The 19457-nt window shown below is 60.9% G+C and carries 20 protein-coding genes; 14 read left to right on the top strand and 6 right to left on the bottom strand.

Features of this window, described 5'->3' with window-relative positions; genetic code table 11:
- Positions 1-27: 27 nt before the first annotated feature.
- The 3 genes from VGR99_RS39785 to VGR99_RS39775 all read right to left on the bottom strand — a co-directional run bounded on the left by VGR99_RS39785 (position 28) and on the right by VGR99_RS39775 (position 2825).
- Entirely contained in the window at positions 28-1125 is a 1098-nt protein-coding gene (locus tag VGR99_RS39785; RefSeq protein WP_326905413.1) for an NADH:flavin oxidoreductase, read from the bottom strand.
- 153 nt (positions 1126-1278) lie between these two features.
- Entirely contained in the window at positions 1279-2121 is an 843-nt protein-coding gene (locus VGR99_RS39780) for an enoyl-CoA hydratase (protein ID WP_326905412.1), read from the bottom strand.
- Positions 2121-2825: an SDR family NAD(P)-dependent oxidoreductase gene (locus VGR99_RS39775; protein WP_326905411.1), complete on the bottom strand. Its 705-nt coding sequence runs from the start codon at positions 2823-2825 to the stop codon at positions 2121-2123. Before VGR99_RS39775 ends, VGR99_RS39780 begins: the two co-directional genes overlap by 1 nt.
- Positions 2826-3085: 260 nt before the next feature.
- On the opposite strand from VGR99_RS39775, the gene VGR99_RS39770 reads away from it, so the two are divergent.
- Positions 3086-3502, top strand: a complete 417-nt coding sequence (locus VGR99_RS39770) for an enoyl-CoA hydratase-related protein (RefSeq protein WP_326905410.1) — start codon at positions 3086-3088, stop codon at positions 3500-3502.
- Between the two features lie 17 nt (positions 3503-3519).
- Positions 3520-3663, top strand: coding sequence for a hypothetical protein (locus tag VGR99_RS39765; protein WP_326905409.1), 144 nt, complete (start codon positions 3520-3522; stop codon positions 3661-3663).
- Here VGR99_RS39765 and VGR99_RS39760 read toward each other — a convergent pair.
- Positions 3660-4250 carry a TetR/AcrR family transcriptional regulator gene (locus VGR99_RS39760; protein WP_326905408.1) on the bottom strand — a complete coding sequence of 197 codons (591 nt, stop codon included), beginning with the start codon at positions 4248-4250 and terminating at the stop codon, positions 3660-3662. The genes VGR99_RS39765 and VGR99_RS39760 overlap by 4 nt on opposite strands.
- 312 nt (positions 4251-4562) lie before the next feature.
- On the opposite strand from VGR99_RS39760, the gene VGR99_RS39755 reads away from it, so the two are divergent.
- The 11 genes from VGR99_RS39755 to VGR99_RS39705 all read left to right on the top strand — a co-directional run bounded on the left by VGR99_RS39755 (position 4563) and on the right by VGR99_RS39705 (position 16005).
- Positions 4563-5354, top strand: coding sequence for a crotonase/enoyl-CoA hydratase family protein (locus VGR99_RS39755; protein WP_326905407.1), 792 nt, complete (start codon positions 4563-4565; stop codon positions 5352-5354).
- 30 nt (positions 5355-5384) lie between these two features.
- Positions 5385-6638 carry an acyl-CoA dehydrogenase family protein gene (locus VGR99_RS39750; protein WP_326905406.1) on the top strand — a complete coding sequence of 418 codons (1254 nt, stop codon included), beginning with the start codon at positions 5385-5387 and terminating at the stop codon, positions 6636-6638.
- Positions 6617-7093 carry a MaoC family dehydratase gene (locus tag VGR99_RS39745; RefSeq protein WP_326905405.1) on the top strand — a complete coding sequence of 159 codons (477 nt, stop codon included), beginning with the start codon at positions 6617-6619 and terminating at the stop codon, positions 7091-7093. The genes VGR99_RS39750 and VGR99_RS39745 overlap by 22 nt, the downstream gene beginning before the upstream one ends.
- A gap of 258 nt (positions 7094-7351) precedes the next feature.
- Positions 7352-8932, top strand: coding sequence for a fatty acid--CoA ligase (locus tag VGR99_RS39740; RefSeq protein ID WP_326905404.1), 1581 nt, complete (start codon positions 7352-7354; stop codon positions 8930-8932).
- Between the two features lie 41 nt (positions 8933-8973).
- The gene (locus VGR99_RS39735) at positions 8974-9921 is read left to right on the top strand and encodes a LysR family transcriptional regulator (RefSeq protein ID WP_326905403.1); all 948 of its coding nucleotides are present in this window, start codon (positions 8974-8976) and stop codon (positions 9919-9921) included.
- Between the two features lie 160 nt (positions 9922-10081).
- Positions 10082-11257 (top strand): acetyl-CoA C-acyltransferase, encoded by a 1176-nt coding sequence (locus VGR99_RS39730; protein ID WP_326905402.1) that lies wholly within the window; start codon positions 10082-10084, stop codon positions 11255-11257.
- A gap of 231 nt (positions 11258-11488) precedes the next feature.
- Positions 11489-13618, top strand: coding sequence for a 3-hydroxyacyl-CoA dehydrogenase NAD-binding domain-containing protein (locus tag VGR99_RS39725; protein WP_326905401.1), 2130 nt, complete (start codon positions 11489-11491; stop codon positions 13616-13618).
- The gene (locus VGR99_RS39720) at positions 13615-13956 is read left to right on the top strand and encodes a putative quinol monooxygenase (protein WP_326905400.1); all 342 of its coding nucleotides are present in this window, start codon (positions 13615-13617) and stop codon (positions 13954-13956) included. Before VGR99_RS39725 ends, VGR99_RS39720 begins: the two co-directional genes overlap by 4 nt.
- On the top strand, positions 13957-14931 hold the full coding sequence (locus VGR99_RS39715) for a nitronate monooxygenase family protein (protein ID WP_326905399.1): 975 nt from the start codon (positions 13957-13959) through the stop codon (positions 14929-14931).
- Positions 14932-14970: 39 nt separating this feature from the next.
- Positions 14971-15765: an enoyl-CoA hydratase/isomerase family protein gene (locus VGR99_RS39710; protein WP_326905398.1), complete on the top strand. Its 795-nt coding sequence runs from the start codon at positions 14971-14973 to the stop codon at positions 15763-15765.
- 24 nt (positions 15766-15789) lie between these two features.
- Positions 15790-16005 (top strand): hypothetical protein, encoded by a 216-nt coding sequence (locus VGR99_RS39705; RefSeq protein WP_326905397.1) that lies wholly within the window; start codon positions 15790-15792, stop codon positions 16003-16005.
- A 350-nt stretch (positions 16006-16355) separates the two neighbouring features.
- On the opposite strand, the gene VGR99_RS39700 is transcribed toward VGR99_RS39705, so the two are convergent.
- Positions 16356-17180: an SDR family NAD(P)-dependent oxidoreductase gene (locus tag VGR99_RS39700; protein ID WP_326905396.1), complete on the bottom strand. Its 825-nt coding sequence runs from the start codon at positions 17178-17180 to the stop codon at positions 16356-16358.
- Between the two features lie 12 nt (positions 17181-17192).
- The gene (locus VGR99_RS39695) at positions 17193-18026 is read right to left on the bottom strand and encodes a MurR/RpiR family transcriptional regulator (RefSeq protein WP_326905395.1); all 834 of its coding nucleotides are present in this window, start codon (positions 18024-18026) and stop codon (positions 17193-17195) included.
- 135 nt (positions 18027-18161) lie between these two features.
- On the opposite strand from VGR99_RS39695, the gene VGR99_RS39690 reads away from it, so the two are divergent.
- Positions 18162-19457, top strand: coding sequence for an ABC transporter substrate-binding protein (locus VGR99_RS39690; RefSeq protein ID WP_326905394.1), 1296 nt, complete (start codon positions 18162-18164; stop codon positions 19455-19457).

The following is a 19457-nucleotide window of genomic DNA, read 5'->3' as shown; positions in this document are numbered from 1 at the left end:
GACAAGGCATTCGGTCGATTGGACAAACTAGAGCGCCGTCATCGCGCCCGGCGAGAACGCCCGAAGATCGCCGAACCGGCCGTCGCGGATCTTTGCCGCCCATTCAGGATCGGAAATCAAAGCCCGTCCGACGGCGACGAGATCGAATTCCGCTCGCTGCAATCGCGCCTCGAGGTCGCCGAGGTCCCCCACTTCAGCAGCGCCACCCTTGTACGACTCGATGAAGTCAGCCCCCTTCAGTCCGACGCTGCCGACGGTGAGCGACGGTTTTCCTGTCAGCTTCTTGCACCAGGCGGAGAGATTGAGGTCGGACCCTTCGAATTCAGGCTCCCAGTATCGGCGGGTAGAACCGTGAAATATGTCCGCTCCGGCGTCGACTAGCGGCGTCAGGAAGGACTCTAGCTCGGCGGGCGAGCGGACGAGCTTCGCGCTGAAGTCCTGCTGCTTCCATTGCGAAAAGCGGTGAATGATCACGAAGTCGTCGCCCACGCGCCTGCGGATCGCGCGGATGACGTCGGCCGCGAAGCGCGTGCGTTGCACGAAGTCGCCGCCGTACCCGTCTTCGCGGCGGTTTGTATTCGCCCAGAAGAACTGATCCACCAAATATCCATGAGCGCCATGAAGCTCCACAGCGTCGAAACCGATTTCCTTCGCAGTCGCTGCCGCCGCCGCAAAGGCATCGATAGTATCCGCGATGTCCGCGTCGGTCATGGGCTCGGCGATCGGCTTGCCCGAACCGGAAAGCCCTGAAGGTCCGTCGGACTTGCCTTCGGGGCGTGGTCCCGTGCCGGGCTTTCGTACCGTGCCTTGATGCCAGATCTGGGGTGCAATCTTGGCACCGGCTTGGTGCACCGCGTTGACGACCTTCTTCCATCCCTCGATGCTCTTGGGAGCATATAGATTGGGGATGTTGACATCGTTGGAGCTTCCGGCGCGGTCGATCGTCGTGCCCTCAGTGATGATCAAGCCCACTCCGCCTGCGGCCCTCTTGCGATAATAGGCCACCACGTCATCGCCTGGTGTCTCGTCCGGGCTTTTCGAACGCGTCATCGGCGCCATCACCACGCGATTGCTCAAGTTGAGCGACTTGAGGCTGAACGGCTCGAACAACGGGCTGGGGGTCATCGACTTTCTCATCCATACTGGTTTGCGTCGGCAGACAACGTCACGGTTATCGTGCGGTACGGGGTCCGACGCCAATTCAATTCAGAACAACCCTGCTTCAGATTGGAGGAGGGAGCGCATCGGTGCGAGTTGCGCACCTCGGATCAGCGCATACTACAGATTCCGATCGGGCGCTCGCGAAAATGCCGGCGCTCTCTTGGCGATGAATGCGGCGATGGCTTCCCGATGATCGTCGGATCCGGCACAACGCACCATCCGCTCCGCCTCGCCATCAAGGGCGGTGTGGAAATCGGTCAATAGCGCCTCGTCCAGATTGTCCTTCATCAGCGCGTACGCCCCGACCGGACCGTGCGCGAGCGCCCGCGCGAGATCAAAGGCCGCCTGGCGTACCTGGTCGTCCGGCACGACCCGGTTGACCAATCCGAGCGCCTCGCAGCGCCGCGCATCGACCTTCTCGGAAGTGAACATCAGTTCGCGCGCGCGCGCCGGACCGACGATCCGGGTCAGGAGCCAGCAAATTCCGTAGTCACCGCTCAGGCCCACCTTGGCATACCCTGTGCTGACGAAGGCCGACTCAGCGGCGATACGAAGGTCGCATGCGAGTGCGATCGAGAGGCCGGCTCCCGCGGCGGGCCCTGGGAGGGCCGCTACGGTTGGCTTGCGCAAGCTCACCAACGCCCCCGTCAGCCGGCGCTGGCGGTCGCGCAAAAGCGCGACCTTCTCTTCCGACGACACCTCCTTGCGTGACGCGTTGTCGCCCATGCCCTTCACGTCCCCGCCCGAGCAGAAGGCCGCGCCCGTTCCGGTCATCATCACGGCGCCGACGTCCGCGTCTTCGCCACATTTCGCGATCATGGTCCGTAGGGCCGGCGACAGGTTGTCAGATAGCGAATTCCGTGCGTGAGGACGATTGAGCGTGATTACGGCGACCCTTGCCCGGACCTCGCAAAGCAGCTCGTCTGTGCCTGTATCGATCTTTCTGACGGCTTCGGTCATCACCAAGTCTCCTTGAAAGGGCGAACTTCGGTCAGGAAGGACCGGGCCGATCGCAGCTGATGGACGACGTGCCAGGCTTCGTCGGCAATAGCCGCAGGTTGAATGAAGAAATCGTCAGGCTTGTCGGCATACCGCTTGCGCGCCCAAGGCACATCGATGACCGCGTCGATCAGGAGATACGAAACGTGGATGCCTTTGGGGCCGACTTCCCGCGCGATGGATTCGGCCAATATACGTTGAGCCGCCTTGGTCGGAGCAAAGCCGGCGATACGCACCTTGCCCCGCAGCGCGGAAGTATTCCCGGTACAGGGCATTGCGCCTTCGCCGGCGGCCTCCATGAGCGGCGAAGCCCAACGCGCGAGATGCAGCAGCGCCATGACGTTGACCTGGAAGTTTCGCTCGAGCCTCGCCGGCTCTACCTCGGCGAAGCTCCCGAAGGCGCCGCCGACCGCGTTATGAACGACCACCTTCGGACCACCGAACTCTGCCACGATCTCATCCAGGGCGGCCAAAAGCCTGGCGCTATCTGTCACGTCACAGGAAACGGCGATCGTATCGGGCAGCTCCTCGTGGAGCACAGAGAGACGGGTGGCGTCTCGCGCGAGCATCACGACTCGATAGCCCCCCTCGTGGAATCTCCGAACGACGGCGGATCCAGTGCCCGGCCCGACGCCGGTAACGACTGCCAAAGGCCTCATGGTCATCGCCGGTCTCTTCGGTTCTCTTATTGAACTTTAGCCGAGCGCCCGGTGGGTTCGTCAAGCGGAATCCTATCGAGGATCGCTCAGTGCCCCGTTTCCATCTTCGAAGCTGTGTTGGAATACACAATCGACATAAGCTAACAACCACAAGAGCGAGGTGCGCGAAACGCTCTCAATGACGGAAAGAGCGTCGTTAACAAGGATCCGGATTAACAGTTCTAAACTCGAACCATTGAGATCACCGAAACAGGAGGGGATCGGGAGTGACCGAAGCGGTGCAGGTAGACGCTAGCGGCGGAATTCTCACCGTTACGCTCAAGCACCCAGAGAAGAAGAGCGCGCTCACCAGCGCCATGTACGCAGCGATGTCAGACGCGCTTGAACGCGCTGAGGTCGATCCCAGCGTGCGTGTCGTCCTGTTCCATGGAGACGGCGATAGCTTCACGACCGGAAACGACATTTCTGAATTCAGCGCCGCATCGGCCGGGAAGTCGAATGAAGAGCGGCAGTCGACGAGGTTCATTCGCAATCTAACGCGGGCGGGCAAACCGCTGGTGGCTGCCGTGCAGGGCAATGCCGTGGGCGTCGGAACCACGATGCTGTTGCATTGCGACCTTGTTTTCCTGGCGGACACCGCTCGGCCTGCGAAATCATTGCTACGCGTCCGGCCGGATCGCTGAGCTACACGAAGCAGCTCATGCGAGACGGTGCCACTATGATGCAGCAGCTCGAGCGCGAGCTTACCATGTTCAGCGAGCGCCTCTTGAGCGCCGAGGCGAAGGAGGCCTTCCAGGCGTTCGCAGAACGCAGAAAGCCCGACTTCTCGAAGGTCGGCGGCTAGGACGACCTAGCTATTCTGCGGAGCTCGTCGTATTCAAGGATGGCCTTGCGAGCCGCCAGCAGAAGTTTGTCCGAGGTCTCCTCGTCCTTCATGACGCGCGAGAGGGTCACTGCTCCGACAATCATGCTCATGACCGCCATGGCGAAGTCGTCCGCCTTGTCCTCGTCGGCGAGATCCTTGATGTTCTCGAAGTACTTTCCGAGTCTATTCGACATGATCGACCGCGCGCGAGTGTCCGCACGCGCCACATCGCCAGCAAGGGCCGAAATCGCGCATCCGGTGCTCGGATTGTCGCGATGGGCCTTGCTGAGGTAGCTGTTCAAGAACGATTTGAGCGTGCGCGGACCTTTCAACCTTCCGCTGCGAAGCGAGGACTCCTCGCCGTCGCGCAGCGCCTTTTCGAGTGCTTCAGCGATCAAATCGTCCCGAGACGAGAAATGCCCGTAGAACCCGCCATGCGTGAGTTTCGCGGACTTCATCAGATCCCCGATGCTCACGCCGGATAGCCCCAGTTCCCGGAGCTGAAGCGCCGCCGCGTCCAGGATCCGCTGCCGGCTCAGCGCTTTGTCGGCTTGAGAATGACCCACGTTCCGAAGTCTCCAAAAAACTAACGCTTGACGGTCTGGATGATAGTCGTCATCCTGATTTCTAGATGATGGATCTCATCCAGATTGCTTTCCGGAAGATAGGGTTGTTCGCGGCCGATGCCAATCACTTTTGGCCGCACCACTCCGGAGAGTGGTCAACGCTAACAGGGAGAAGACGCCGTGGGAGCAGCTCTACCGGGTTCTGACGTTGACGAGCTCTCGCGCGGTCCGGCCCATTTCGTCACGTCGATTGGCTCGAGCGCAACATTCCCGCGTTAGGAAAATCTTCAACACAACGAAACGGAGAGAGCAATGTCGGACAAGATCGAAACGGTTGGACGCGTTTATCATGAAACGAATGGTCACGTTCTGAAGATCGTGATCGATAATCCCACGAAGAAGAACTCCTTTAGCCCCGAAATGATGGCCGAGCTGTCGGAGGCGATGACGGTGCTCGACCGCGACGAGACTTTATGGGCCGGCGTCCTCTGCGCGAACGGCTCGGACTTCACCGCTGGTCTGGACATGCCGAAGTTCTTCGGACCAAAGGCGACTGTGAAGCCGCGCAAGGAAGGTAACATCGACCCCTTCGGTCTCGCCAACCGTTGTCGTAAGCCGATCGTTACAGCCGTTCAGGGAATCTGCTTCACGATCGGCATCGAGATCTCTCTTGCCGGCGACATCGTCGTCGCAGCCGAGGATACGCGCTTCTGCCAGATGGAATCGAAGCGCGGCATCGCACCGCTGGGTGGCGCGCACTTCCGCTATTTGACGCGCGCGGGTTGGGGGGATGCCATGTACCACCTATTCCTGTGCGACGAGTTCAACGCCCAACGAGCCTACAAGATCGGCCTCGTTCAAGAGGTCGTTCCCGTCGGAAAGCAGGTGGAACGAGCCATGGAGTTGGCTCAGTTGATCGCCAAGAATGCCCCCATTGGCATCCAGATCACCAAGGAAGCGAGCTTAAAATTCATAGAGGCGGGAGAGAAGGCCGCGGTCGACATCATTCCACAGATCCGCGACCGGGTCATGAACAGTGAAGACATGAAGGAAGGAATCCAGTCCTTCGTCGAGCGTCGCGCCGCTGTGTTCAGGGGCCGCTGAGACCTTCCCTCGCTATTCTGGAGTTGTACGATGGTCGCCTACAAGGCACCCGTTGATGAGTACATGTTTGTCCTGCATGAACTCCTGAGGATTCAGGATTTCGCACATGTACCCGGCTTCGAAAACGTCAGTGAGGAGCTCACGCGACAGATCCTTGAGGGAGCGGCGACCTTTTGCGAGGAGGTTCTGCAGCCTCTCAATCAGGTCGGCGACGAACAGGGATGTGTCCTCGAGAATGGTGTCGTGCGGACTCCGGATGGGTTTGCGGCGGCCTATCAGCAATACTGCGATGCGGGGTGGAACAAGCTTGCGGCGCCGGAAGAGCACCGCGGAGGAGGCCTTCCGGGTGTCGTCGCGCTACCGGTATCCGAGTTCTCGGTGTCCGCGAATGCAGGGTTGGCGCTCTACTCGGGCCTGACGAACGCTGCTCACGATACGCTCGCGCGGTCGGGAGCGGCGTGGATGCAGGAGCACATCAGGCCGCAGATGATCGAGGGGAGGTGGACTGGCACCATGTGCCTGACTGAGCCGCACTGCGGCACTGATCTGCGTCTGATGAAGACCAAGGCCTACGAACAGCCGGACGGCACCTATGGGGTAACGGGTACAAAGATCTTCATCTCTGGCGGCGACTATGACCTGTCCGAGAACATCATTCACCTGGGTCTGGCGAAACTACCGAATGCGGAGGGGACGTTCGTCGACGATCTGTCGACGGTGAATTTCTTCATGATTCCGAAGTTTTCGGTCGATCCCGCCACGGGAAAGATGCTCGGCCGCAACGGCGTCTGCGTGGGCGGCGTCGAAAAGAAGATGGGGATCAAGGGCAACGCGACCTGTGTCCTGAACTTCGAAGACGCGGTCGCATATCGACTCGCCGGCCGCGACCAGAAGTCCGGCGCTCGGAGCTCGTCGGCGGGAATGGCGGGAATGAGCGGGCAGGGCGCGCGCCTTGTGATTTCTTCACGCAAAGCCGCCGATCTCGAAGAAGCGAAGACGCATCTATCGGAAGTCGGCATCGAAGTGGACTATGTCCGTGATGCAGCCGGCCACGAGCCTCGACACGGATATCGACGTGATCTTGCCGGGAATCCGCATCAAGACCGCGAGCGACGACTATCAAGCGTTGGAGCAGATGCAATCGACGCGCTTCTCCGGAGGGGTCTGGCGGTTGTTCCGCGGAGTCATCGGCAGCCGCGATTAAGCAAAGCGGCGGTGCGTCCGCAAGGCATCGCTCGCCGAACGGTAAGAGGAGCCATTGTATGGCAAAAAGCATCGGCCTAAGGGACTACGCGGCCCGCAAGGGCCAAGCGGTCGGAACTTCACGCTGGTTCGAGATCGACCAGAAGCGGATTAACGAATTCGCGGAGGTCACCGAGGACCGTCAGTTTATCCATATCGACCCTGAAAAGGCTGCAAAGACCCCGTTTCTGGGAACAATCGCGCATGGATTTCTGACCCTGTCAATGCTTCTGCCTATGGCAGTCGACGCTCTTCCGGACATTAGCGGTCGGATCATGAGCGTGAACTACGGTTTCGACAAAATCCGCTTCGTGACGCCGGTTCCCTCGGGAAGCAGAATTAGGGCTCACTTCAAGCTTGTCGACGTGACCCAGCGTGGCCCTAAAGAAGTTCTCACTAGGTCGGAAGTCTCCGTGGAGATCGAGGGGATCGAGAAGCCCGCGCTGATTGCGGAGTGGCTTGGCATTGCCTATTTCACCGAACCTGTGGAGATCTGATTGCTGCTCGAACTGAATAGGGGATTCCCAAACGTGACTTACTCAGGCGCGAATGCTCGCGTTCAACTTCAGGGCACACGATCGAAGCGAACCTCCCGCGCTCGATGATTCCCGGGCGTCCTCAGCCCTCGGTTGAGGACGTTCTTCTTTTCGAAACGCCATCATTCAATATTGAATAAGCGTTCGTCCATCTATCGCCTGCCGGATGACGGACCCGCCATCCAAGGTGAATAAGGCAACTGCCGATTGGAGGAATTAATGTATCAAATCATCAAACCCGAGAACGAGCAGATAGTCACGAGTTTCAAGACGCTCGCGGACGTGCCGCGGCTTCATGCCGCCGCTTCTAGCCGCTCGGTCGCAATCTCCTTCGAAGGTCGTAGCACTACGTACGGGGACCTGCAGGAGGCTTCCAGCCGGGTAGCGAACGGGCTTCGGCAGATGGGTGTCTGTCCCGGGGACCGGGTGGCTGTGTTGGACAAAAACGTCGACCGGTTTTTCGAGATTTGGCTGGGAGCCGCGAAGTGCAATGCTGTTATCGTGCCCGTGAACGCCAGGCTGGCGCCGCCTGAAATCGCCTACATCGTCAAAGATTCGTCGGCAAAGGTCCTGTTCATCGGCGAGAGCTTCGTGCCTCTTGTGGACCAGATGCGCGGCGAGCTGCGGACTCTGAAGGCTGTGATCGCCATCAACGAAGACTACGAAACCTGGAGAAATAGGCAAGATTCGAGCGATCCAGTGACTGTTGGCGTTCCAGACGATGTCTGCATGCAACTCTATACAAGCGGCACCACGGGACACCCGAAGGGCGTCCAGTTGACCAATCGGAACATCCTGTCGGGAGTGGCCGATACGCTCGTGGCCTGGGGGCATTGGTCTTCCCACGACGTCGCTCTCGTCGCGATGCCGCTGTTCCACATCGCCGGCTGTGGCGCAGGCATGCTCAGCCTGATCGCTGGTCTGAGGGTGGTGCTCGTTCGGGAATTCGTTCCGCAGCAGGTTATTTCGCTAATCGAGAAGGAGCGGATAACCGTCTCATTCCTGGTGCCGGCGATGATTAAGTTTATCTTGGAGGACAAGAGCATCGCGAACACCGACGTGTCGTCAATCCGTTGCATCGTCTATGGCGCGTCTCCGATTCCTCTTGCGCTCCTTCACAGCGCTTTGTCGCGATTCGAGGCCACGAGCTTCATCCAAATCTATGGGCTGACGGAAACGACCGGCGGTATTACGGTTCTGTCCGCCGAGGATCATCGCAGACCTGACGGAGCTCACATGATGTCCTGCGGTCGGCCGATCGCGGGGGTAGAACTGCGAATCGAGGGCGCGGATGGCGTGGCGGTCAAGACCGGCGAGGTCGGAGAAATTCTCTGCCGTACGGTAAAAAACATGAAGGGCTATTGGAACCGCGATGCAGACACCGCGCGGACGCTGCGCAACGGTTGGTTGAGGACCGGCGATGTCGGTTACATCGACGCGGCCGGCTATCTGTTCATTCACGATCGCGTCAAAGACATGATTGTGTCGGGTGGAGAAAACATCTACCCGGCCGAAGTCGAAAGCGCGATCTTCGGCCACCCCGCTGTGGCGGACGTCGCGGTAATCGGCGTCCCCGACGCACGGTGGGGCGAAGCGGTGAAGGCAGTGATCGTCCTCAAGCCAGGGCAGAGCGAGGATAGCGTCGAGATCCTGAACTATGCGCGCGAGCGGATAGCCGGGTACAAGGTCCCGAAGTCGATCGACTACGCCGAGGCGCTACCTCGCAATCCAACCGGAAAGATTCTGAAGAGGGAGCTCAGGGAAAAGTACTGGAAGGGGTACGAACGTCAGGTAAACTGAGTCCGCGGGCTGACCGGTAGTCGTCAGCTGTGGAGGCCGACTTGGGCGAAGCAAATTGGGATCTTTTCAGGCTCTTCTTTGCGGTCGCCAATAGCGGCAGCGTGAATGCCGCGGCCCGCCAACTGAATATGAGCCAGCCGACGCTAAGCCGGCGGCTCAAGGAGCTCGAGCGCTACGTCGGCGCGCCTCTGTTTTTCCGGGTGCCATCGGGTGTCACGCTGACGCAAGAGGGCGAAGAACTCAAACGCGCTGCGAGCGGCGTCGTCGACACGTTCAGCAGCTTCCATCGCGATTTGCGGCTACGCGTCGGACCAAGATCAGCGGCGGTCAAGATTTCAGCAACCGAGGGCCTGACAAAGCACTGGTTGTTGCCTCGCGTGCATAGATTGTACGAGCTCCATCCGAACATTCGCCTGCACATCAACTCGACCGTCGAACCGCAGAATTTGGCCAACAACGACCTTGACTTCGTGATCCGCATGGGTGATCCCGGCGAGAACGAGCTCATCGGCCGAAAGGTCACGGTGATAGCATTTGGCATCTACGCCTCCGAGGCTTATCTCTCGCGCCGTGGGCAACCAAAGACCGTCGGGGATCTCAAGGGGCACGATGTGATCGGCAGTTCCGGAGACTTCGCGGGATTTCGGGGGGAACGCGCCGGCAGCATGCCACTGCTGACCAATTTCTTGAGGGCGGCCGAAGGCAGCAGGATGCTGCGCCTGATGCCCATCGCTAATCACTATTCCGCGGCCTGTGAGGGATTGGGTCTCGCATTTCTAGCCGCACCCTTTGCGCTCGCGGAGGGTCTGATTCCTGTTCTTCCGCAGGAATCGCTGGCGATGGACGTCTGGTTGCTGCGCCGGCGCGAAAGCGATCTTCGCAAATTGACCCGCCAGGTACGCCGCTTTCTCGAGAACGAATTCGCAGCCTCCAAGTCGTGGTTCGCTTCGGGCGGAACGGCGCGCAGACAAATCAAACGCAAGGCCTGACCGAACCGCTGAGTTCGTTAGTGACGTGTTCGTCTTATTCACAATTGAATAGGGGCTAACCAGATGCACTCTGGCTGCCCAAGGTCACGGCCTATACCAACGATTGGAGTTGGAGCCGGCGCCTAGCAAACGCTCGCGGAACGGGGACCGGAGACCGTCTATGAGAGAAGCAGTCATCGTATCTACGGCACGCACGCCGATCGGCAAGGCTTACCGAGGTGCGTTGAACAACGTGCCGAGCCCCACACTCGCCGCTCATGCGATCCGCGAAGCCGTAAAGCGTGCCAACATCGAGCCCGATCTGATCGACGATTGCATCTTGGGCTGCTCGATTCATCAAGGATACCAGACCACGATCGGACGCTCGGCGGCGCTACGGGCGGGGCTGCCAGTTAGTGTTCCCGGTCTTTCGCTCGATCGCCAATGCGCGTCGGGGCTGATGTCGATTGCGACCGCCGCCAAGCAAATCATCGTCGACAGGATGGAAGCAATTGTGGCCGGCGGCGTGGAATCCATCTCGTTGGTCCAGACCGAAGACGCGTGGTTCGAACGGGACCCCGAGCTGCTTGCTATGCACTCGAACGCGTTCATGCCCATGATCGACACTGCGGAGACCGTCGCCCGGAGATATGGGATTTCGCGCGAGGCGCAGGACGCATTTTCGCTGGAGTCCCAGAAGCGGACGGCCGCGGCGCAGGCCGCGGGGCGGTTCGCGGCTGAGATTGTGCCGATAACCGCGCGCCAGAAGCTGGTCGACAAGGCGACCGGAGCCGCCATCTACGAAGAAGTGACACTGTCTAAGGACGAAGGCAACCGGCCGGAAACCACGCTCGAAGGGCTTGCCATGCTCAAGCCCGTAAGAGGACCGGATGCGTTCATCACTGCCGGCAACGCCAGCCAACTATCCGACGGCGCGTCGGTGAGCGTCGTGATGGAGCGTAAAGCAGCGGAAGAGCGTGGTCTAAGGCCCCTCGGTCGCTACGTGGGCTTGGCGGTCGCAGGTACCGAACCAGACGAAATGGGTATCGGCCCAGTCTTCGCCGTTCCCAAGCTGCTTCGGCGTTTTGGGCTTCGGGTCGACGACATCGGTCTTTGGGAGTTGAACGAAGCATTTGCAGTCCAGGTCATCTATTGTCGGGACAAGCTCGGCATCGATCCGAGCCGACTGAACGTGAACGGGGGCGGTATTTCCGTTGGACATCCCTACGGCATGTCAGGCGCTCGTCTGGTCGGCCATGCGTTGCTTGAAGGCAAGCGCCGCGGCGTGAAGCACGTGGTCGTTACGATGTGCGTCGGTGGCGGAATGGGTGCCGCCGGCCTGTTCGAAGTCCTGTAAGAACAGACGCCGATAGATGGCAAGCGCGCTGGGGTCGGGCATCGGTGGCAGTCTGCTTTCCGACGCTCCCGATACCTCGCTCTGTAGCGCGTTCGAGGGAACGCGCAACAACTTAAAAAGGCCGTCATCTCAACACGAGAACCGGCTCCCCGCTGCAAATACTGAGGCATCGATCATCGGTCGGCCCAAGCCGAGCCGACTATTACCTGGTCAAAAAACATAGAGGCCCAGATGCAATCTCCCGTCACCGTTCAGAAACACGGCAACATCGCGGTGCTGCTCGTCGACAACCCTCCCGTGAACGCGCTGGGAGCCGCGGTCCGGAACGGATTGCGGGACAACCTGGAGCAGATCCTTAAGGACGACCAGTACGCAGCCGTGGTTCTTGCCTGCGCCGAAAAGACCTTCATCAGCGGAGCCGACATCCGCGAATTCGACCAGACCATGCATGGGGCGAGCATCGACGAGATCAATCACCTTCTCGAGAATCCAACGAAGCCGACGGTCGCATCCATCCACGGCGTCGCCTTCGGCGGCGGACTCGAGGTCGCGATGGGATGCCATTTCCGGATCGCCGCGAAGGACGCGAAGCTCGGACAGCCCGAAGTCAAGCTCGGCCTCATCCCCGGAGGCGGCGGCACACAACGTCTGCCGCGCGCGATCGGTCCGGAAAGGGCGGTTCAACTGATCGTCACGGGTGATTCCATCGGGGCAGGCGAGGCCCTGAAGCTCGGCTTGATCCAGGAGATTTTCACGGCCGATCCGATCGCTTGCGGCGTCGCCTTCGCTCAGAAGATCCTGCAGGAACAGCGGCCGCTGAAGCCGCTGCGCAGCGACGATACCAAGTTGGCGGCCGTACGCGCCGATCGGAGCATCTTTACGAAGGCGGCGGCGGAAGCGATCAAGCGCAACAAGGATCTTGAGGCGCCGGTGGCCTGCATAGAAGCGGTCGCGTGGTGTCTCGACGTGCCGTTCGACGAGGCCATAAAGCGCGAGTGGAATCTCTTCACGCGCCTGCGAGCGGGTGACCAGTCGAAGGCCCTGCGCCATGTCTTCTTCGCCGAGAGAAGCGGCAACAAGATCGAAGGGGTAGGCGCGGAAGTCCGTCCCCGAAAAGTGCAGTCGGTCGCGATCGTTGGCGCGGGAACGATGGGGCGCGGCATCGCAATGTCGTTCGCCAATGCCGGAATTCCAGTTAGGCTCATCGATGTCGCGCCCGGCGCACTCGAGCAGGGAGTGAAGAACATCGCCGACACCTATGCCTCGTTGAGCGCAAGAGGCTCGCTCTCTTCAGAAGACGCCGCAAAGCGAACGCGTCTGGTTGTCGGCGGAGGGAAGCTGGAGGATGCGTCCGAAGCCGATCTGATCATCGAGGCGGTATTCGAGACCATGGACATCAAGAAGGAAGTGTTCTCGAGGCTAGACGCTATTGCCAAACCCGGTGCAGTTTTGGCCACGAACACCTCCTATCTGGATGTGGACGCCATCGCAGCCATGACGAAGCGCCCAGGCGACGTCGTCGGCATGCACTTCTTCAGTCCAGCGAACATTATGAAGCTCTGCGAGATCGTCCGAGGGCGTGCGACCTCGCCCGACGTTCTCGCGACGGCTGTCGGCGTGGCCCGACGGATCGCAAAGGTTCCCGTTGTCGTCGGCGTATGCCACGGATTCGTCGGAAACCGCATGCTCGAGGTCCGGATCCTCCAGGCTCGGAAGATGCTCCTCGAAGGGGCGACGCCGCAGCAGGTCGACGCGGTCGCGAACAAGTTCGGCATGATGGGACCATTTGCCATGGTAGACATGGCCGGCCTCGATATCGGCTGGCGCTCGCGCAAGGACAGCGGCGCGAAGTCGCCAGTCGAAGATGCGCTCTGTGAGGCCGGGCGCTTCGGTCAAAAAACGGGTGCCGGCTACTACCGATATGAGAAGGGGTCGCGATCGCCGCTACCCGATCCGGACGTTGAGACGCTGATCGTCGCCACCAGCCGCAAGTTGAACATCGCACGCCGCTCGTTCTCGGACCAGGAAATCCACGAACGCCTGATCTACCCGATGATCAACGAAGGGGCACGCCTCCTCGAGGAGGGTATGGCGGCGCGCGCATGCGACATAGATCTCGTCTGGCTCTACGGCTACGGCTGGCCGACCAGGACCGGCGGTCCGATGTACTACGCCGATCAGATCGGCCTCGCCCAAGTGACTGAGCGGCTCGTCTACATGTCCGGCGTGGATGGCGACAAGACGTTGTGGCCTGCTCCCAGTCTTGAGCGTCTCGCGATGTCGGGCGAAGGGTTCGGCTCCCTCGCGAACTCATCTTCGCCGATGACCCTTCACAAAGCGAAAGAGGGAAGTTCAAGATGAGTTTCGTAATCGCCACATTGACAGTCAAGCCGGAAGCGAAGGCTGAACTTCCCACAGCCTCGAAGGACGCGATTGCCGCGACTCGGCGAGAGACGGGCTCCGTCTCCCGCGAGCTTTTCGAGAGCACCGTCGATCCGAGCAAGTTGACGTTCATCGAAGAGTGGGAGTTGCCTGATTGCCTTCCGCTCCATTCCAAATCCGATCACATGCGGGCCTTCGGCCGCGTGGCAGTAAAGTGCTTCGCGGCCCCGGTGCAGGTCCAGATCATCACGCCGGAACAAGTCGAGAACCGCGAACCGCGACCGCAGTGCGACAGACCACTGAAGGAGAGGCTATAAATGAAGACGCGTATTACAGAACTCTTCGGGATCGAGCGCCCAATCATCCAAGGCGGGATGCACTACGTGGGGTTCGCCGAGTTGGCGGCTGCCGTCTCCAATGCGGGCGGTCTGGGGCTGATCACTTCGCTGACCCAGCCATCCCCGGATCACCTCGTCGCCGAAATCCGCAAGTGCCGGGAGATGACGAACAAGCCGTTCGGCGTAAACCTCACCTTCCTGCCCGCGGTCAAGCCGCCGGACTACCCCGGCTATATCCGGGCGATCATCGACGGCGGAATCAAAGTCGTCGAGACAGCGGGCAACAACCCACAAAAGTGGATGCCGATCTTGAAGGAAGCCGGCATCAAGGTCATCCACAAATGCACCTCGGTCCGACACGCGCTAAAAGCCGAGTCGATCGGCGTCGATGCGCTGAGCATCGATGGCTTCGAGTGCGGCGGACACCCGGGCGAAGACGATGTCCCGAACTTCATCTTACTCCCTCGCGCCGCGGACGAACTGAAGATTCCATTCGTGGCGTCGGGCGGCATGGCCGACGGTCGCAGTCTCGTCGGAGCACTTGCCATGGGGGCGGACGGCATCAACATGGGAACGCGTTTCATCGCGACTAAAGAGGCGCCGGTACATCCGCGTGTGAAGGAGGCGATCCTGGCCGCGAACGAGCTGGACACGCGCCTCATCATGCGACCGCTGCGCAACACAGAACGGGTGCTCAAGAATGCGGGCGTCGAGCGGCTCTTGCAGAAGGAGCGTGAACTCGGGGCCGCCATCACGTTCTCGGACGTCGCCCCGGAAGTCGCTGGCGTCTATCCGAAAGTCATGAAGGACGGGGAGATGGATGCGGGCGGCTGGAGTTGCGGCATGGTAGTCGGTCTTATCAAGGATATTCCGACCGTCAAGGAACTGCTCGATCGGATCATGGTCGAGGCGGAGACGATCATTCGCCAGCGACTCGACTGCGCACTGCAATAGCTCATAACCGGTTGAAGTAATTTTCGAGAGAGGTGACGCATGAACGCCCCGCTGACCGTGAGCGACAAGGGACATGTACGCAGGATTATCCTAAGTCGGCCAGAGAAGAAGAACGCGCTCGATCAGGCCCTGGCCTGGTCGATCGTCGAAGCAGTGGACGCTGCCGCGAACGACGATAACGTCTGGATCATAAGCATCACAGGATCAGGGGATGCATTTTGCTCAGGTATTGATCTAAGCGATACCGCGCAGTTTTCACCGTTCACGCCGCAGACGGCCCAGTTAGACGATCTCGGCTGGGTTGGACACTTTCTACTGTCCATGCGCAAACGTTGCGACAAGCCGATTGTGGGTGGAATTAACGGGGTGGCAGTGGGGGCGGGTCTCGGTCTGGCGATGGCAACCGACATGCGGTTGATCAGCAGAAGTGCACGGTTGATGGCCGGCTATACACGTATCGGCGGTTCGCCAGACGCCGGCCTGACGATTACTCTTCCTCAGGCCCTTGGCTATGAGCGAGCGATGCGCTTTATGGCGGAGAATCTCACGCTTAGGGGCGAGCAGGCGGTTGAATGGGGCCTTGCCGGAGAGGTCGTCGATGACGACAAGTTCGCTGCCAGGCTCGACGCCTATTGTGACGAACTTTGTTCCTGGTCGCCGATAACTTTGAGGCTCCTGAAGCGAGGTTTGACAAGAGGGATCGAATGCATCGACATGGAGAGCCAGCTCCGCTTCGAGTTGGCCAACATCCGTCGTGCATTCGCGAGCGAAGACGCGAAAGAGGCTCGCCGCGCCTTCAAAGAGAAGCGGCCGCCGAATTTTATCGGAGCGTGAGGGCTTTGCTGCAGGACGGACGTAGTGGATCGCGGGATTGCGCCTAACGCGGCCGAACTCGCCGCAGTCGGCAAGCTGCGAAAAGCACGATCGCAGCTCGCTCTCGAAATCGCTGCACTCGACGCAGCCATCGGAGAAGCATGGGGTGATGATCTGCAGCAGATGATATCGATCGTTGAAGGCAAGCGACTGATATTGCGGATCTTGAATGACGCCCTAAACCAACTGCCTGGAACGTAAGACAACTGTGCGGACAACGCCGACTTTGCGCGGCGAAATCGTCGCTGGTCTAAGGATCGACCTGCGTAGGTCCACGTGTCGAGAACGGGACAGTGAGTTTGAGATACACCCTTCAGATGATGCAGAGGGACGGTCGAAACGGATAAGTTGGCTCTAGCTAAATCTCGACTTTGCACCCTTTCTGTGCCGGTTGTGCCGAACCCTCGATTGGCCCAGATCGATGGGGCGTGCCGGCGAGCAAAGGAAGAATGGCGCGTTCTCCCTGATCAAAAGGCGCAACAATTCTCGAAGCGCATGTAGAGGACGACAGCAACGCAAGACTTGAGTGGCAACCTCGAACCAGACCGCGCTCACGCCGGCCAGGCCTGGCCGCCGCCGTCGATGCGCAGCACCTGGCCCGAGACGAACGCGCCCATCGGGCCTGCGAAGAACTCGACCACGCGCGCGACCTCGTCGACGGTCGCGATGCGGTCGAGCGTGCCGGTCTCGACCATCCGGTCCGGGTCGACCGCGCGGGTGCCGAGGAAGCGGCCGGTGCGGGTGTCGCCGGGCGCGATGCAGTTGACGGCGATGTCGTAGGCGCGGAGCTGGTCGGCGAGGCAGCGGGTGTAATGCGTCACGCCCGCCTTGGCCACCGCGTAGATCGAGCCGTTGGTGCGGCCCTTGAAGGCCGCGACCGAGCCGAGCGTGACGATGCGTCCGCGCCGCCGCTCCATCATGCCCTTCGCCACCGCCTGGCAGGTCAAAATCGTCGACAGCAGGTTGCGCTCCAGCACCGCGCGGACGTCGGCTTCCTTGATGTTGACCGCGTCGTTCGGATCGGGCTTGCCGCCGGCCGCCGCGATATCGCCGCCGGCATTGTGGACGAGGATGTCGATCGGACCGAGCGCCGCTTCCGTCTCTGCGATCACGCGAGCAATCTCGTCGGCCTTGGTAAGATCGCCAAGCACGCGCTTGGTGCGCACGCCAAACGTCTCGCCTATCTCCGCGGCGACGGCGGTGAGCGTGGTGCCTTCGCCATATTCGGCCGGGCCGTTCTCGCGCATGCCGTGGATCGAAACGTCAGCACCGAGAGCTGCGAGCTTTTCCGCAAAGGCGCGGCCGAGGCCGCGTCCCGCGCCCGTCACCAGCGCCACCTGGCCAGCCAAGATCTTCGTTCCGCCATGTGAAGCCATGATCTTCTCCTGTCAGTCGGCCGCGAGATCGAGCCCGATCGCGAGCGCCTGCACCAGGCACATCGGCGCCACCAGCGTGCGTAGCGCCGGCTCCGGCATGTCCTGGATCTCGAACACGACACTCGCGCCCTCGGCGATCGGGCTCAGCAGGCTGTCGGTGATCGAGATCGTCGGCACGCCGCGCGCGACGAGCTCGGGGAACAGGCGCGCCGTATCCGGATAGTAATTTCGGAAGCTGATCGCGACCAGCGCATCGTCCACGGTCGCCGCGTGCGACTGCTCGTGAATGCTGCCGCCAGTGCCGTCGAGCAGCACGACGCGCCGTCCGAGCTTGCGCAAGACATAGGCGAGGTGGGTCGCGACCGGAAACGAGCCGCCGAGGCCGAGCAGGTAGATGTCGCGCGCTTTGGCGAGGATCGCGGTCGCAGCTTCCAATTCGCGCGTATGCACCGACTGGCTCAACGTCACCAGCGCCGACTGGGCCTCCGAGACGAAGCGCGACAGCACTGCAGCCGGCTTGCGGCCGAGCACGGATTTTTCCTCGCTCTTCATCCGTGCGAGCCGCGCCTTGTAGCTCGGCGCGACGCCGGCCACGAGACGCGAGCGGAACACCTGCTGCATCTCGGTAAAGCCGCCGAAGCCGAGCGCATGCGCGAAGCGGACGATCGCCGACGGCGGCACGCCGGAGCGTTGCGCCACCTCGGCGACCGTGCCGAGCGCGACGTCGGTCGGATGATCGAGCACGAACTCCGCGATCTGCTGCAGGCGGCCGGACAGCGCGCGGTGCCGCTGCGCGATCGCGCCGCGCAGTTCGTCGTAACTCATGGCGCCTTGTGCCTTGTTCATCGCCTCGCCTCTTCCGGATCGGTCGCCTGTTTAACGGTATTTCGGCATTTGGATCAAATATTCCACTTTACATCGAAAATGGAATGAATATTCTAATCACACAACAACAAAAGATTTCGGGAGCTGGAGGAAACGATGAAGAAGCATCAGATCTCACGGCGAAGCGTTCTGAAGGGCAGCCTGATGGCGAGTGTCCTCGGCGGCACCGGCAGCTTTTTTGGACCGTGGAAGGAGAATCATGCCTGGGCGCAAGGCGCGGCGAAGCCGATCAAGCTCGGCCTGACCTGCGATGCCAGCGGCCAATACGGCAACAGCGGCCAGGACGATTTCCGCGGCATCAAGATGGCGATCGACGAGTTCAACGCCAAGGGCGGCGTGCTCGGGCGCCAGGTCACCTTCATCACGGCGGATACCGAAACCACGCCCGCCACCGGCAGTCGCGTCGCCGAACGCTTCATCACCCGCGAGGACTGCACGATCCTGATCGGCGCGCTGCATTCCGGCGTCGCCAACGCCATCACGCAGGTCGCGAACAAATATGGCGTGATCTACCTCAACACCAATTCGTCGGCACCGAGCGAAGCCGGCGAAAACTGCTCACGCATCAAGTTCGTCTGGGACGGCAACGGCACCAATTTCTCAAAGGCCTCGGTCAAGAATGCGGTGGATTCCATCGGCAAGAACTGGATGCTGCTGACTAACGACTACGTCTGGGGCCACACGACGTCTGCGGCTACCAAGACGCAGGTCGAAGGCGCCGGCGGCAAGATCGTCGACAATCTGCTGGTGCCGCAGAACACCCGCGATTTCACGGCGTATCTGCTGAAGATCCAGCAGGCCAAGCCCGACGTCGTGGCGACCGCTATCGGCGGCGACGACATCAAGGCGCTGCGCGAGCAGGTGGCGCAGTTGAAGCTCGACGGCAAGCCGGCCTGGATCAACAACCAGCAGGACTGGCCGGATGTGTGGGGTGCGCCGGACAGCCTGTTCGGCGTGTTCGGCACCACCTGGTATCACAAGCTGCCGCTGCCCGGCGTCGCCGAGTTCGTCAAGAAATGGCAGGTCGCCAACAAGGACGGCCCGATCCCGGTGCCCGGCAACGTCTCCTACAACGGCTACATGGCGACGCGCGAATTGCTGCGTGGAATCGAGCGGGCAGGGTCGACCAACAACGTCAAGATCATCAAGGAGCTCGAGAACCTGAAGGTCTCGGCCACCGACCGCATGCAGCATTTTGACGCCTACATGGATCCGGTGACGCACCAGATGCAGCAGACGATCTATCTGGCGCGACGCAACGCCAAGCCTTCGGACAACACCGACCTGTTCGAGATCATCAGTTGGACCGAGCCGAAAGCGGCGGCCGACGATGCTGCGCCGACCAAGTGCAAGCTCACGCCCTATGAGCAGGTGCCGACCGTCGATTCCTGA

This window comes from Bradyrhizobium sp. (assembly GCF_035935975.1).
Classification (GTDB): domain Bacteria; phylum Pseudomonadota; class Alphaproteobacteria; order Rhizobiales; family Xanthobacteraceae; genus Bradyrhizobium.
The sequence above is the reverse complement of the archived record's forward strand: the minus strand, read 5'-3'. Positions and strand labels throughout refer to the sequence as shown.